The organism is Flavobacterium ginsenosidimutans (genome assembly GCF_037478105.1).
In the GTDB taxonomy this organism is placed as follows: domain Bacteria; phylum Bacteroidota; class Bacteroidia; order Flavobacteriales; family Flavobacteriaceae; genus Flavobacterium; species Flavobacterium ginsenosidimutans.
Genome location: NZ_CP147988.1, coordinates 2,557,382 through 2,572,691 on the forward strand (window position 1 = coordinate 2,557,382; position 15,310 = coordinate 2,572,691).

The 15,310-nt window shown below is 32.4% G+C and carries 17 protein-coding genes; 2 read left to right on the forward strand and 15 right to left on the reverse strand.

The window, feature by feature from the left end; translation table 11 throughout:
* Position 1: 1 nt before the first annotated feature.
* Positions 2 to 1,471 (forward strand): nicotinate phosphoribosyltransferase, encoded by a 1,470-nt coding sequence (locus V6624_RS11250; RefSeq protein WP_338841793.1) that lies wholly within the window; start codon positions 2 to 4, stop codon positions 1,469 to 1,471.
* A 322-nt stretch (positions 1,472 to 1,793) separates the two neighbouring features.
* Here the strand turns inward: V6624_RS11250 and V6624_RS11255 are convergent, their stop codons facing one another.
* The 7 genes from V6624_RS11255 to V6624_RS11285 form a co-directional block, all read right to left on the reverse strand.
* Complete coding sequence (locus tag V6624_RS11255) at positions 1,794 to 2,498, reverse strand: hypothetical protein (protein WP_111287325.1); 705 nt, start codon at positions 2,496 to 2,498, stop codon at positions 1,794 to 1,796.
* Positions 2,499 to 3,080 (reverse strand): nicotinate (nicotinamide) nucleotide adenylyltransferase, encoded by a 582-nt coding sequence (gene nadD / locus V6624_RS11260; RefSeq protein WP_111287323.1) that lies wholly within the window; start codon positions 3,078 to 3,080, stop codon positions 2,499 to 2,501.
* Between the two features lie 32 nt (positions 3,081 to 3,112).
* On the reverse strand, positions 3,113 to 3,472 hold the full coding sequence (locus V6624_RS11265; RefSeq protein WP_111287307.1) for a four helix bundle protein: 360 nt from the start codon (positions 3,470 to 3,472) through the stop codon (positions 3,113 to 3,115).
* Positions 3,473 to 3,511: 39 nt separating this feature from the next.
* The gene (gene gmk / locus V6624_RS11270; RefSeq protein ID WP_111287305.1) at positions 3,512 to 4,087 is read right to left on the reverse strand and encodes a guanylate kinase; all 576 of its coding nucleotides are present in this window, start codon (positions 4,085 to 4,087) and stop codon (positions 3,512 to 3,514) included.
* Positions 4,088 to 4,156: 69 nt separating this feature from the next.
* The gene (locus tag V6624_RS11275) at positions 4,157 to 4,561 is read right to left on the reverse strand and encodes a hypothetical protein (protein ID WP_111287303.1); all 405 of its coding nucleotides are present in this window, start codon (positions 4,559 to 4,561) and stop codon (positions 4,157 to 4,159) included.
* Positions 4,562 to 4,592: 31 nt separating this feature from the next.
* A complete protein-coding gene (locus V6624_RS11280; RefSeq protein WP_111287301.1) occupies positions 4,593 to 5,453 on the reverse strand; it encodes a YicC/YloC family endoribonuclease in 861 nt (286 codons plus the stop codon).
* Between the two features lie 95 nt (positions 5,454 to 5,548).
* The gene (locus V6624_RS11285) at positions 5,549 to 5,896 is read right to left on the reverse strand and encodes an arsenate reductase family protein (protein ID WP_111287299.1); all 348 of its coding nucleotides are present in this window, start codon (positions 5,894 to 5,896) and stop codon (positions 5,549 to 5,551) included.
* A 79-nt stretch (positions 5,897 to 5,975) separates the two neighbouring features.
* On the opposite strand from V6624_RS11285, the gene V6624_RS11290 reads away from it, so the two are divergent.
* Complete coding sequence (locus V6624_RS11290) at positions 5,976 to 6,431, forward strand: DinB family protein (RefSeq protein WP_111287297.1); 456 nt, start codon at positions 5,976 to 5,978, stop codon at positions 6,429 to 6,431.
* 30 nt (positions 6,432 to 6,461) lie between these two features.
* On the opposite strand, the gene V6624_RS11295 is transcribed toward V6624_RS11290, so the two are convergent.
* The 8 genes from V6624_RS11295 to V6624_RS11330 all read right to left on the reverse strand — a co-directional run bounded on the left by V6624_RS11295 (position 6,462) and on the right by V6624_RS11330 (position 15,292).
* On the reverse strand, positions 6,462 to 6,953 hold the full coding sequence (locus V6624_RS11295; RefSeq protein WP_111287295.1) for a septal ring lytic transglycosylase RlpA family protein: 492 nt from the start codon (positions 6,951 to 6,953) through the stop codon (positions 6,462 to 6,464).
* Positions 6,954 to 7,044: 91 nt separating this feature from the next.
* Positions 7,045 to 7,467 (reverse strand): hypothetical protein, encoded by a 423-nt coding sequence (locus tag V6624_RS11300; protein WP_111287293.1) that lies wholly within the window; start codon positions 7,465 to 7,467, stop codon positions 7,045 to 7,047.
* Positions 7,468 to 7,575: 108 nt separating this feature from the next.
* On the reverse strand, positions 7,576 to 10,353 hold the full coding sequence (locus tag V6624_RS11305) for a TonB-dependent receptor (RefSeq protein WP_317048482.1): 2,778 nt from the start codon (positions 10,351 to 10,353) through the stop codon (positions 7,576 to 7,578).
* Between the two features lie 333 nt (positions 10,354 to 10,686).
* The gene (gene pgi, locus V6624_RS11310) at positions 10,687 to 12,330 is read right to left on the reverse strand and encodes a glucose-6-phosphate isomerase (RefSeq protein ID WP_338841794.1); all 1,644 of its coding nucleotides are present in this window, start codon (positions 12,328 to 12,330) and stop codon (positions 10,687 to 10,689) included.
* A gap of 111 nt (positions 12,331 to 12,441) precedes the next feature.
* Entirely contained in the window at positions 12,442 to 12,774 is a 333-nt protein-coding gene (locus V6624_RS11315; protein WP_111287287.1) for a hypothetical protein, read from the reverse strand.
* Positions 12,775 to 12,780: 6 nt separating this feature from the next.
* Positions 12,781 to 13,401 (reverse strand): hypothetical protein, encoded by a 621-nt coding sequence (locus V6624_RS11320; protein ID WP_111287285.1) that lies wholly within the window; start codon positions 13,399 to 13,401, stop codon positions 12,781 to 12,783.
* A 9-nt stretch (positions 13,402 to 13,410) separates the two neighbouring features.
* Positions 13,411 to 14,019, reverse strand: a complete 609-nt coding sequence (locus V6624_RS11325; protein WP_111287283.1) for a hypothetical protein — start codon at positions 14,017 to 14,019, stop codon at positions 13,411 to 13,413.
* A 52-nt stretch (positions 14,020 to 14,071) separates the two neighbouring features.
* Positions 14,072 to 15,292, reverse strand: a complete 1,221-nt coding sequence (locus tag V6624_RS11330; RefSeq protein WP_111287281.1) for a M23 family metallopeptidase — start codon at positions 15,290 to 15,292, stop codon at positions 14,072 to 14,074.
* Positions 15,293 to 15,310: the final 18 nt, after the last annotated feature.

The following is a 15,310-nucleotide window of genomic DNA, read 5'->3' on the forward strand; positions in this document are numbered from 1 at the left end:
TATGAACCCATTACTATTAACCGACGGTTACAAAGTTGACCACAGAAGACAATACCCAGACGGAACGACAATTGTATATTCTAACTGGACACCAAGAAAATCAAGAATTGAAACAGTTGATGAAGTGATCTTTTTCGGATTGCAGTACTTCATCAAAAAATATATTATTCATGACTTCGAAGAGTATTTTTTCAAAAAATCAAAAGAAGAAGTAGTTAAAAAATACGCTCGCAGAATCAATAATTATTTGGGCGAAAACCAAGTTGGAATTAAACATATCGAAGATTTGCACGATTTAGGATATATTCCGATGGTATTTAAAGCTTTGCCAGAAGGTGCGAGTGTTCCGTTGCGAGTTCCAATGTTTACGATGTACAATACAATTCCAGAGTTTTTCTGGTTGACGAATTATTTCGAAACGTTACTTTCTGCAGTAGTTTGGTTGCCTTGTAATTCAGCTACAATTGCAAAAGAATATAGAAAAGTATTAGACAAATATGCAGTAGAAACGTCTTCTGTTCCAGAATTTGTAGACTGGCAAGCACACGATTTCTCAATGAGAGGAATGGGCGGAATAGAAGCGGCTCTAACTTCTGCAGCTGGACATTTATTGAGTTTTACAGGATCTGACACAATTCCTGCAATTGATTTCTTAGAAGAATATTACAATGCCAATTCAGATCAGGAACTTGTTGCAGGTTCAGTAGCAGCAACAGAACATTCTGTTATGTGTATGGGAACAACAGAAGGCGAGTACGAAACTTTCAAAAGATTAATCACAGAAGTGTATCCAAAAGGAATTGTTTCTATCGTTTCTGATACTTGGGATTTATGGAAAGTTTTAACAGATTATCTTCCGAGATTAAAAGAAGAAATTGTTTCAAGAGAAGGTAAAGTCGTAATTCGTCCTGATAGCGGTGACCCAGTAGATATTATCTGCGGAAATCCAAACGGAAAAACGGAACAAGAGAAAAAAGGTGTTATCGAATTGCTTTGGGATGTTTTTGGAGGAACTACAAATACTAAAGGTTTCAAAGAATTAGTTCCGCAAATTGGAGCTATTTACGGAGATAGTATTACGGTAGCAAGAGCAACTCAAATCTGCGAAAGATTAAAAGAAAAAGGATTTGCTTCTACCAATGTTGTTTTAGGAATAGGATCTTTCACTTATCAATATAACACGAGAGATACGTTCGGATTTGCGATGAAAGCAACTTACGGAGAAGTAAACGGAGAAGGAAGAGCGATCTTCAAAGATCCAATTACAGATGACGGAACTAAAAAATCGGCTAAAGGATTAATGAAAATCGATTTAATCGATGGCAAGTATCATTTAACTGATAATGTTTCTTGGGAAGAAGAAAAACAAGGTGAATTGAAAGAAGTTTTCAGAGATGGAAAACTTTTGGTTGATCAATCGCTGAGTGAAATCAGAACAAGAGTAAAAAGCGAAGTAAGCGTTGAAGTTTAGTTATAAAATGAAAGCCTGAATTTAAAATTCAGGCTTTTTTTGTGATTTGATTTTTTTACGTTCTGTTTGTCATTTCGACGAAGGAGAAATCTTCACAAGTAACTCCATATAGTAAATCAATCTTTGTAGAGTTTCTAACGAAGATTTCTCCTTCGTCGAAATGACAAGATTGTGTATGGTTGGAATGAATTGCCTCCAGTTTTAACTGGAGGTTAAAAGAAATATCCCAATATCGGCTTTAGCCAAACATTGTATTTTGGCTAAAGCCATGTATTGTTGAAAATAAAAAACCTCCAGTTAAAACTGGAGGCAATTCAAAAATTTAACTGCAATATTTTGCTTTAAATTCCTGAGCATCTTTGTTTGAATTAAATTTTATTAAACTAAGACCTTCTTTGTTGCTAATTTGCTTTTCTCGTATTAATTTTCCAATTAAAAATTCGAAAAGAATATAGGAACGATGTTCTTCATTGATAAAATTTAGATATTCTTTTTTGAAAGGAATTTTTTCCTCAGTAATAATATGAATTAAAGCATTTTGCAATTCATCAAGATGGCGTTCTGAATTTAATTGAAAATGTTTTTCAATTTTAATTCCGTTATGAGTAAATGAAATTAGATTTTGGATGCCATTCCCATACATTGGACCGAATCTATAGTTTTGTGTTTTTTCTCCAGAAAATGAGTTTCCATAAATTACTAAATTCTCTAATTCTGTATATTTATATTCAATTTCATTTATCATTAAGAAATCTTCCTGTAATGAAATTGTTCCTTCAAAACAGCCATTTAGATTTTCGAATTCTGTAAATCTAATGAATAATCCCGCAAGATGTGGTAGTAAAATCACAGGTAATGGATAGTAGAAATATTGAGATAGTTGATAACCAACAAAATATTCAATTATTACAAGTGTTAAAGCATAAAACATCATTGCTCCTAGAGAAAAATAAGATAATTTCTCTGATAGGGTTAAATTGAAGAATTTAGTTTTTTCAGGAATAAAAATCGAAGCAGAAAAAAGCATTTACTTCTTATAAAAATTATTATGATCAATATATTCCCAAACCTTTGGAGGCAATAAAGGCTGAATATTTTTACCTTCTTTAATATTATTTCGAATAAAAGTCGAAGAGATTTCTACAATTGGCGCATCGATTACATGAATTTTTGGATGCGATTTTAATTCGACATTTTCTGGTTCGTCAGAAATTCTTGGATACACATAAATATCATGATTTTCGAGGATTACTTCATAGTTCCTCCATTTATGAAGCGTTTTCAAGTTGTCTTCGCCCATAATCAATGAAAACTCATGATTTGGATATTTCTCTTGTAAATGAGCGAGTGTGATAACGGTATAACTCGGCTGAGGTAATTTAAATTCAATGTCAGACGGTTTTATTTTCGGATAATCTTCTGTTGCCAGAAAAACCATTTGCAAGCGCTGTTGGTCGTCTAATAAAGTCGCTTTCTTTTTTAACGGATTATGAGGTGTAACAACCATCCAAATCTGATCTAAACCAGCATATTCTGCCATATGATTGGCAATGATTAAATGACCAACGTGTATAGGATTATATGTTCCGAAATAAAGACCTATTTTCATAGTTGTAGTAACTAGTGATTAGTAAAGAGTGATTAGTCTTTTAGTGTTTTTGAAAAGGCATTAATCATTTTTGATTCTTCCTCAATTTGATTTAAAATTTCTGCATAAAGAGTTTGATTGGTTATAAAACCAAGGTCATTAGCAATTAATAATTGAGTCTCGATTTCGAACAAAGAACCTCTTGATATGTTTAAAAAATGGCTAAAAGATTTATCTGTATTCCTGCCATAACCTTCTGCTATATTTGAGGGAATTGAAACGGAAGCTCTTTTTAACTGACTTGTTAAAGCATATAATTCTTCTTGAGGAAATGATTTTACTAACTGGTAAACTAAAGAAACTATTTTAACTCCTTTTTGCCAAACCAGTAAATCTTTATAAGACTTTATCATACTTGTTTTTTAAGCTAATGACTAATTACTATTCACTAATCACTTTTTAGAAATAAAATCCTTAACCAGTTGATGCGCTTCTTCAAGGGCAACTGGTAAATCATAGTTTTTGATGATTACGTCAAATTGAGGAGCAGTTGCCAATTCTACAGAAGCTTTTGCAATACGCATATTGATTTTGTCTTCGCTTTCTGTAGAACGTTGTTTTAATCGGCGTTTTAATTCGTCAACACTTGGAGGTTTAACAAAAACAGCAAGAGTTTCTTCTGGAAATTTATGTTTAATACGAAGACCACCAACTACGTCAATGTCAAAAATGACATTTTTCCCTAAAGCCCAGATTCTTTCAATTTCCGATTTTAAAGTACCGTAGAAGTTATCACGGTAAACTTCTTCCCATTCTAAGAAATCTTCTGCTTTAATGTGCTTTTTGAATTCTTCCAACGAAATGAAATAATAATCTTTTCCGTGTACTTCTTCACCTCGTGGTGCGCGCGATGCTGCCGAAATAGAAAATTCAAGATTTAAATCTTCTTGTCCTAATAAATGTTTTACGATAGTTGTTTTTCCTGAGCCTGAAGGTGCCGAAAAAACAATTAATTTTCCTTTGTTCATTATATGTGCTTTTATTTTAGGCTTTTGAGCTTAAGCCTTAACTCAATATTTTATTTATATTGAAATTGTTTATTGTATTTTTTTGTATAAAAAAGCGCAACCTTCATCACAAAGAATGCTATAATATTCATCTGCTGGTGTTAAATACATTTTTTCAGGGTCAGTTTTATGACGATTGATGATGTAATAGTATTCTTCTTTTGGAAAGGAGATATGAAGATTATCTCCAAAAGTTTCATAAGTGCCTTTATTCTTTAATTTATCTATTGCAATATTTCCTTTCTCAAAAGTTATTTCATTTCCATCTTCTATACTGATTTGAAACAGCTTGTTTACATCACTACCACTTGATTCTATTTCTTTCCATTTTCCTATAAGAGTAAATTCTTTAGGAGGGAAGTTAGAGCGATCTGCGAGAATCGTTATGCAAATTAGCAGGAAAACTTTCTCTATGATTTTAAAAATAGTTTTCATGCTTAAAAAGATCAATAAAGGATTTTTTAATTTAAAGAACGTTCAATACTTGTTCCTTAATCTTCTCCAATTCATCTTTCATCATTACGACCAATTTCTGCATTTGAGCATGGTTCGATTTAGATCCCATTGTATTGATTTCACGTCCCATTTCTTGAGTGATAAAGCCAAGTTTTCGTCCGTTAGCTTCAGAACCATTTAAAGTTTCTAAAAAGTAATCTAAATGATTTCCTAAACGCACTTTTTCTTCTGTGATATCTAATTTTTCTAAATAATAGATTAATTCTTGTTCAAAACGGTTTTCGTCTACATTAACTTGCAGTTCTGAAATTGCCGTTTGCAAACGATCTTTAATAGCTTGAACACGTTCTGGATCTAACGCCAGCGTATCGTTCATAAATTGGCGAATATTTCCAATTCGTAAATTGAATTCTTTTTCAAGAGATTCGCCTTCGTCTTTTCTAAAACTTAAGATGTTTTGAAGCGCTTCATCTATAATAACCTGAATTTGATCCCAGTCATCTTCGTCAATTTCTTCACGTTCTGTTTTTAATGTATCTGGCATACGAACCGCCATTTTCATTAATTCAGTTTCATCTGCATCAGGATTAACTTCTTTTAACTGTGTGATATAATATTTTACGACAGGCACATTTACTTTAGTTGAAGTTTGTTCTGCGGTATTTTCGATGTAAATCGCAAAATCAATTTTTCCTCTTTCTAATTTAGTCGAAATCTGAGTTCGTAATCCAAGTTCCATTTCGCGATAAAGCGATGGCATTCTTACATTCAAATCTAAACCTTTACTGTTTAGGGATTTTACTTCAACGGTAATTTTTTTTGTAGGCAATTGCAAAGAAGCTTTGCCAAACCCTGTCATAGATTGTATCATATAATTGAGTATAAAGGCGCAAAGATAATTAAAAGTTTGATGCCTTGTGTTGTAAATTGTGAATCAGTTTTGTAGGTCAAAATTTACGGTTATTCTTACGTTAGAGCATTTATGACTTCTGCTACATTTTTTTGGCTGTTGCCAATGTAAATTTTTCCGTCAATGATAAAAACTGGGCGACTTAAGAAAGTATAATGTTCTAAAATATATTTTTTAAAATCAGCCTCAGTTAAAGACTTGTTTTTTAAGTCCATTGATTTGTATAATTGAGCTTTTTTACTGAATAACGCTTCATAACTTCCTGAAAGGTTGTACATTTCTTCAAGCTGATCTTCTGTAATAGGATCTTGTCTTATGTCTTGAAAAACTAAATTGTTTTCGGGTAAACTTTTAATGATTTTTCTGCAAGTATCGCAAGATGATAAATAATATATTTTGTTCATGATTTTTGAATTTTATTAGAATACAAAGAAAATTCATTTGAAACTTAAAAATGCCTAATTTTAGAAAAAAAATAAAATTATGAGTTCAGTTTTTGATGTACAAAAAACGATTAGAGAAATTCTTTTGAAAATTTTAGATGGTCATTCATTAGAACAATTAAACAAAATTCCAGATGGTTTTAACAATAATATTATTTGGAATATAGGCCATTGTATTTCTTCGCAACAGGTTTTGGTTTATAAATTATCAGGTCTTCCAACAATGGTTTCTGAAGATTTCATTAACAAATACAGAAAGGGAACCAAACCTGAAGGAGATGTTTCTCAGGCTGAGGTCGACGAAATTAGAACATTGCTTTCGACAACATTAGAAAAAACAAAAAATGATTTTGAAAGTGGTCTTTTTGTTGATTACCATGAATATACTACAAGCATCGGATTCACGCTTCGTCATGTCCAAGGTGCTTTAGATTTTAATAATTATCATGAAGGACTTCATAGCGGAATCGCAATGGCGCTAAGAAAATTGGTTTAAAATAAAAATCCCGCTTTAAGCGGGATTTTTTTATTCTACTATGGTTTCAATGGTAACCTTCATTGCTCCGGCACCTTTGCTTTTTGTGATGTCCATAAAAGCTCTTTTAGACAAATCGATTTCGCGGGTTTTTACAAAAGGTCCGCGATCTGTAATTTTTACGATAACGAATTTGCCATTGGCTTCATTTGTTACTTTTACCCTAGTTCCAAAAGGAAGTTTTTTGTGGGCAGCAGTGTAACTGTTGTTGTTGAATCTGCTTCCGTTAGCGGTTCTTTTTCCGTTAAAACGATCTGCGTAGTAGGATGCATGAGCGTTTTTCTTGTATGGTCTAAGTTTTAAACCTTTATCTGTAAAAACTGAGTCCTCTGGTAAGGGAACAATAGTTGGTTTTACATTTTTAACAGTGTCTTGAACAATTTTAGGTTCTGTTGTAGGTTTGGTTTGGCTTATCACATAGGTAAAGCCGCTAAGTAACGTTAGAGCAATTGTGGCGAATAAAATGGTTTTTTTATTTCTCATGGGTTATTCTTTTTCAGACTTGGGGGGAGTTTGTACAAATAATATGCCGAGATAAAAAAAGCCCTGTAGGAGGGCTTTAATTGGTATTTTTTTAGAACCAAAGGTTCCAAGGAATTCTACTTAAAATAAGCAGTAATCCTAATCCGTAAAAAATAGCAAAGGTTTTAAATTTAGCTTCACTATTGATTAGTTTTTTATGTTTAGACCATCCAATTGTAATTAGGACGATAGCGATAATATTAATTAGAGGGTGTTCTAATGATGTTAATCTTAATTCTGCATTAGACATTTGTCCAAAAGCGGCTTTTCCAAGAGGAGAAACAAAATATAAGATTAAACCAATTAATAACTGAGTATGAGTTCCAATTAAGGCAAATAAAGCGATTTTACGATCTTTAGCAGTAAACTCTTTTTTTGATGTTACTCCGAGAATTGCGTTAACCACTGCAACAAGTAAAAGAAGCAATGCTAAGTACGCCCAACCAGAGTGGAATTTTTGTAGAAAATTATACATAAACTTTGTTTTTTGTTTAAAAACAAATATAGCAAAAAAGGCTATAAAAAAACGGCATCAAACTTAAAAGTCAATGCCGTTTTTATTATTTATTTAGATTCTAAATTCTTAGAAATCGTAACGAACGCTTAAGTTCCAAGTTCTTCCGTAACCAAAGTAAACTTTGTTTGCAGTAGCAACTCCGTTGTAAAGCTGACCGTTAGAAGCATAAGTTCCTAAAGCTGGGTTTGAAGTGCTTATGTTGTCATCAGCAAAGATGTTTGTAAATGATTCGTTGATGAAAACTTTATCAAAAACGTTGTTTACATTTAATCTGAAGTTTAATGAACCTAACTTAGGAGCAATGTTCCATTTGTAAGATACACCAGCATCTGTAGTTGCGAAACCTGGTAATTCCATAGCGCCTTTGTTATCAACAGCAGAGAATTTAGCTACATCGATATTTCCGTATAATTTTTCTGAGTAGTTAAGGTTTGCATCAACATTAAGACCGTTTAAGATCTCATAAGCCGCACCAAGTGCCATTGTTGTTTGAGCATTGTTTCCAACTTTAACTCCATCCAAGTATAAAGGTTGGTCTCCATCAATTGGGTTATTAGCAACATCAAAACGGCTACTTGTAGCATTACCGCTATATTTCCAGTCACCAATAGAGATCATTCCGTTTAATTTTAACTTGTCAATTGGTTTAGCTGTAACATCTAACTCAACACCTTTATGTATTTCATTAACACCTTGGAAAGTATAATATCCGCTAGGGTTAGTCGCTGCTTGGTCAGTTGCAGTTGTAAATCTGTCATCCCAAGTAGTATAATAAGCATTTAAGTTAGCATTAAAGATTCCAGAACGGAAACCGTAACCAAGTTCGATTGCTTTGATTTTCTCGTTTGTAAGGTTCGGGTTAACAATTGAAGCATTGTTAGGGTATACTGCATTGAAAAACGGTTGTTTTGAGTATATACCTCCATTTACAAATACATTATGGTGTTCGTCAATGTTATAATTAGCTCCAGCTTTAATATCTCCACCAGTAATAGTTTTGAAACCTGTTTTAGCAAGAGGATTATCATAAGCATACTTGAAGTGGTCAATTCTTTGGTAAGCTTGTTGAGATATAGCTCCTTGAAGGAAAGCCGTCAAGTTACCAGTAGTATATTCCAATTGTGTAAAAGCTCCATAGTAATTAACTTTACTGTCATTCCAGTAGTTAATTCTATCTTGGTAGTCTGTACTAATAAATGGATTTCCATTTGGTCTTGGAGCATAAGTAGTGCTAAAATAACCAGGATTGTTATTTACGTCAGCAGTGTTTTTGTAAACATCAGCTCCAAGTAAATCAATTAAGTTTTGAAAGTGAATACCTTGATACATTCTTCCTTCAACTCCAAAATCGAATGTAAGGTTTTCAGAGAATTTTTTGTCTAAATTGATTACTGTACCATACCAGTTGTGAGAGTTTACAGAAGCAATTTGAGAAATACCTGCTGTATTATTGATAACTGTTGCACCATTTACTCTGTTACTACCTGTATCAGCACTGTTTTCGTATTGTCCGTTTACTGGAACTCTTGTTCCTAAAGTTGTAGCTTGTCCTGAGTTCCAGTTTTCGATTAAATCAAAATTCACAAGACCATCAGGTGTTCTTAATGAGTTGTTTGTTGAGTAAGCGTTGTTTCCTCTAATACCACCATTTGTAGTAGTACCTCCTCCACGTCCCCATGAAGCATAAGCTACTGTAGATAATTTTGTAGTTGAGTTGATATCGTAATCCCAGTTAAGAGACATTACTGGTTTGTGGTAATAATTTGTTTTTAAATTATATTCTTCACCATTTCTCATTCCCCAATCAGAGTTGTATTTGATGTTTGGATCAGTACCATTACCGTATTTAATGTAATCACTTAAAAGTGGAGATGTAGATCTTTGGTCGTGCCATTGAGGTGCTCCTGTGAATGTAAATTGGAAGTTATGCTTATCGCTAGCTTTGTAACCTAAAGCAATGAAATAATTGTATCCTTCAAATTCAGTAGCATCAACGTATCCGTCTCCAGCTGTTCTACTAAATAAAACAGAAGCTGAAAGTCCGTTTTTCATAACTCCTGTGTTGTAAGAAGCTTGTGTTTTTAAGTAATTATTGTTACCAAAGCTTGAAGAAACAGATCCTCCTTCTTTCATATCAGATGTTTTAGTTACAATGTTGATTGTACCTCCAACAGAAGAAATAGCTAATTTAGAAGCTCCAAGACCTCTTTGAACCTGCATAGCAGATGTTACATCAGAGATACCTGCCCAGTTACTCCAGTAAACAGAGCTATTTTCCATATCATTGATTGGAACTCCATTGATCATAACTGCAATATTTTTTTGGTCAAATCCACGAATCGCAATTCTTGAATCTCCATATCCACCTCCTGCTTTTGAAGCATATACAGATGGAGTACTTTTTAAGATTTCAGGGAACTCTTGAGATCCTAATTTTGATTGAATTTCAGCTGCTTTAATTGTCGAAACTGCAACAGGAGTTTTTCTGTCTTTAGCTACGTCAATAACGCTACTTGTAACTACAACTTCGCTTAATTCGTTAGAATTTGAAGCTACTAAAGTAATAGTTCCTAAGTTTGTAGTTGCACCATTTGACACTGTAAATTTTACAGTTTGGTTGTCATAACCTAAGAAAGATACAACGATCTCTCCTGTGCTTGATGTAGAATTAAGAGTAAATTTTCCATCAAAATCTGTTGAAGTTGCTGTAGTAGATCCTTTGATCACTACATTTGCTCCTGGTAATGAACCTGTTCCGTCGGTAATAGTACCAGTAACTTTTCCTTGAGAAAATACGGTTGAAACTATCATAAAAAATAGTCCGGTCAGTAACCAATTTTTCATTTTCTTCATTTTGTTATTGAGTTAATTGTTTTTGGCAAAATTATAACAAATAACTCAGATAATGTTATCGAAATGTTAAGAAAACAAAGTTTTGTCTTTTGTGTTGCGTATTAAAATGAATTATTCTTTTTTCTTTAAATAAAATGTCGTTTTATTAAATTTATTCGGCTGTTTTTTGTTAAAAATATAATTTTTCTAATTATCTTGTAAGCTAAAACGTGCAATTAAGCGGTTTTTTTATGCTTTTTGTCGGTATTTTAGTAAAAAAAACGCCTTAATTTGAGTTAAATCAAGGCGTTTCAGAATGTTATGAAAAATTTAATTTTCTGTTTTTTATTTGTTTTTCAAGAAATGATTCAGCAAAAAGGAAGTTGAACTGTCATGATTTTTAACAGTCTTAGAATTGATTTCATCTAAAATAGAATTAGCCAATTGTTTTCCTAATTCAACTCCCCATTGGTCAAAACTAAAGATGTTCCAAATTACTCCTTGAACGAAAATTTTATGTTCGTATAATGCAATCAAAGAACCTAAACTTTTTGGTGTAAGTTTTTGAATTAAAATAGTGTTAGTAGGCTTGTTCCCTGTAAAAACTTTAAAAGGTCTTAAATAAGATGCTTTTTCTGCAGAAAGTCCTTGTTTGTCAAATTCAGCCTGAACTTGTGCTTCTGTTTTTCCATTCATTAATGCTTCCGTTTGTGCAAAGAAGTTCGACATTAATTTATCATGATGATCTTCGTTTCCGTAAAGTGGTTTTACGAATCCAATAAAATCTGTTGGAATTAATTTTGTTCCTTGGTGAATTAATTGAAAGAAAGCGTGTTGCGAATTTGTTCCTGGCTCTCCCCAAATAATTGTTCCAGTTTGGTAATTAACAGGTTTTCCGTCACGTCCAACACTCTTTCCGTTACTTTCCATTGTAGCTTGCTGCAAATACGGAGCTAGTTTTGATAAATATTGAGTGTATGGGATTAAAGCTTCACTTTCAGCGCCATAAAAATTGTTGTACCAAACACTTAATAAAGCTAAAGTTACTGGAATGTTTTTGTCAAATTCTGCCGATTTGAAATGTTCGTCCATTTCATTTGCTCCAACTAATAATTGGTTGTAATTCTCAAAACCAATTGCTAAAGCGATGCTCAAACCAACTGCGCTCCAAAGAGAAAATCTTCCTCCAACCCAGTCCCACATTGGAAAAACGTTGTCTGGATTAATTCCGAATTCTGTTACATTTTTAATGTTTGTAGAAACCGCTGCAAAGTGTTTTGCGATATCTTCCTGAGTTGCTGATTTCAAAAACCATTCTTTAATAGTTTCTGAATTCGAAAGTGTTTCTTGAGTAGTAAAAGTTTTAGAAACAATTACAAATAAAGTAGTTTCAGGATTTAGTCTTTTGATAACCTCATTTACGTGATCACCATCAACGTTTGAAACGAAATGAAGATTTAAATGATTTTTGTAAAATTGTAAAGCTTCAACAGCCATAACAGGACCAAGGTCAGAACCTCCAATTCCGATATTTACAACATCAGTAAAAGCTTTTCCTGTGTAACCTTTTCTCTGACCAGAAATTACTTCGTCAGTGAAATTTTTAATTTTATTTTTTACTTCGTATACTTCTGGAATTACGTTTTCTCCATCAACTTTAATCACTGCCGATTCTGGAGCACGTAAAGCAGTATGTAAAACAGCACGATTTTCAGTTTGGTTGATTAATTCTCCTCCAAAATATTGTGCGATAGCATCTTTTACTCCTATTGAATTTGCTAATTCTAATAAAAGAGAAATAGTTTCTTGACTGATATTATTTTTCGAATAATCTACTAAAAAGTCATTCCATTGTAAATTGAATTTTTCAGCACGAGCACTATCTTGTTGAAACAATTCTTGTATTGTAGTTTTATGAATTGCGTTATAGTGGTTTTGTAGATTTTTCCACGCTTCAGTCCCAGTTGGGTTTGTTGTGTTTAAAGCCATTTGATCTATAATTGAGTTTGTTTTTTGAAACACAAAAATACTGAAATAACTTTTAAAAGGAGAACGGTTTGCGATTATATAACAATTAGTTACGAAAACGTTTTATAGATTCTAAGGTTGAATTTTACTGGTTATGATTATTGCGCCATCATTTTCTTTTTCATTATATATTATGCGGCTGCTATTTTTGTTTAAAAACTCTAAACTAGATATGTCTGTTTTCTTTAAAGGTACTATTATGGTGTCTTTGCTTTTATCGTAAATTAAAGGTTTTCCGTTAATTACAATTATAGGTGAAGCGCCTATTTCATTTTGTTCAAAAGCATTATTTACGAATTCTGAAACATAATTTTTGTTTTTCCCAGTATCATTTAAGAGAAAAGTTTTTGGTTTAGAACATCCAATTGTAATTGCCGAGAGAGATAGTAATAAAATTTGTTTCATTAAGTTTTACCAAAATTTCCACCAAGGTTTCTTGTTAATTGCTATAGTTTTTTTAGCTACGTCAATATCAATTCTTTTTGGATATTCTATTTTAATTTTAGAATCATCAAAAAATAGAATTCCGTTTTCGTCCATCCCGAGAGGAAGTTTGGTTCTTTCTTTCCAATTTTCAGTTTGTAATTCAGGAATTAAAACAGCATCGATCTTTTCGCGAAAGCGTTTTTGAGCTTTTTCAGTAATTTCTTCTTCTAAGTTTGAAGATGAATTTTTGAAAAGTGAAATCGAGTTGTCTGGAATATTTAAAAGAAAAATTTGTGTTTTATCGCCAATTTTCTGCATGTCCAATACTTTAAAATAGGCAATTGAATCTAAAAGAAAATGACCAATTTTTGCCGAATCAGGATTAAACTTTGATAAATCTTTAGCATGTGCGCTTGCAATCAAATATCTGAAGTTTCCCGAAAGACCGCCGCTCATAGAAGTCATATCGGTAAAACCTTTTTCTTGAATTATTTGTCCAATTTTATAGTTTGAAATCAAATTTTCAGAAAGGGTAGTGTCTCTGTAAAATAATTTTAAACCAGAAAAAGTTTCATGGTAAATGGTTTTAAGACGCGCATTTTTCATGACTGTTTCTTATTTGAATTGAATTGTAACTAAGAAATAATGCGGAATACTAAAATGTGTTCCAAGATTTTCTGGTTTAACGTTTGACTGAACTACTTCGCAGTAAGAAGTACTTCCATCTGCATGTTTGGTTGGAGTAATAATAGCAAGGATTGGTGTTTCTTGATTGGCGTCAATATTCAATTCTCTTTTATTTCCAAAAAAATCTTTTAAGGTATAATCGTCAGAATCACTTTTTAGGTTAAAGTACGATTTTTTACTTCCAAATCTCACACCTCTGATATAAGTTTTTAATTTTCCATCAGCTATCTTAAATAGAAAAGTAAGCGATTCTTTATTCGATTTTATTTTGAAATAATCGGTTTCTCTGCCGTCAAAAAGTAAAGATGTATTTACAAGTTTGCCATCTGAAAATTCTTGTAGATTAATAACGTATTGTTTTCCTTTTAAATCTTTTCCTTCAAAATTGAACTGCTCAAAATATATTTTTTCAAAATCAAGTAAATTCTGAATTTCACTATTCTTACTTCCGTAATTGTTAGTTACTATAATGTTGTTTTGGGCAAAAGAAAAATTTACTGCCAAAGTAAGAAGCAGAAGTAAGTTTTTAAATTTCATATAGAATTGGTTGTTGGTTTTATTTTTATTTTGCTAAAATAAAGATTTATTCTTACAAATTCCCAATACTATCCAACTCTCTTTTCAAAGGTTCGATCTGTTTCATAAAACGAGTCCTGTCGCCTCCTGTCAAAGATTCTCCTGTTGGAAGATTCAGTCTAAGAGCATCAACCTGAACTCCATTTTTCCAAAAACGGTAACAAACATGCGGACCAGAAGCAAGACCTGTACTTCCAACTAAACCAATTGTCTGTCCTTGAGTAACGCGCTGCCCGCGGCGAACCAAGATTTTAGACATGTGTAAATATTGAGTAGAGTAGGTTCCGTTGTGTTTTACTTTTACGAAATTTCCGTTACCTGCAGTATATCCAGTAGTTTCAACAACTCCAGAAGCGGTTGTAGAAATTGGCGTTCCTGTTGGCGCTGCATAATCGGTTCCTTTATGTGCTTTCCAAGTATGTTGTACAGGATGGAATCTATTCATCGTGAATCTTGAAGTGATTCGGCTAAATTTGATTGGAGTTTTTAAGAAGAAGTTTTTAAGTGTTTTTCCTTCGTCATCATAGTATTCAATCTTTCCTGAAGTAGTGTCTTTTTCAAAAGGAAAAGCATAAACGATTTTACCTTTATATTCAAAAAATGCAGCTTCAAGATCTTCAACACCATCATACGTTTTTCCGTTGATGAATCTTTCAGTAAAAATTAATCCGTAGCGATCTCCTTTTTTAAGTTTAAAGAAGTCAATAGACCATGAAAATACTTTTGTAATTCTGCCAGCCAATGCTGTTTCAACATCTTCACCTCCTAAAGTTTCAGATAATGAAGTTTTTAAAACGCCTCCAATAATTTTTCTTTTTAAGGTAACCGGTTTTACTTTTTTGTAAGCTTTTGCAATGCTATCTCTTAAATCAATAACATAATAGCTTAAAGCATCTGGCTGATAAATAAAAACCTGTAAATCATTAGTTTTGTTTTTTGAACGAAGTAAAGTAAAAGGCTTGCCGTAACGAATACTTCTTACATTAAAAGAATCTTTAACTTGTTCTACAATATCAAAAACTTTTTTGTCTCCAATATTTTGACTTTGAATGATCGAACCGAAAGAATCTCCTTTCGAAATAGTATCATTTACAACATTAAAATCTGCGTAATTAAAACCGAATTCTATTTTTTTGGTTGCTGGTTTAGTGATTTTGGCTTCTACTTTTTCTTCTTCTTTTTTACAAGAAAAAATAGAAAACAAGACAATTAAAATTACGACTGCTTTTTTCAAACTTTATGATTTTTTGGT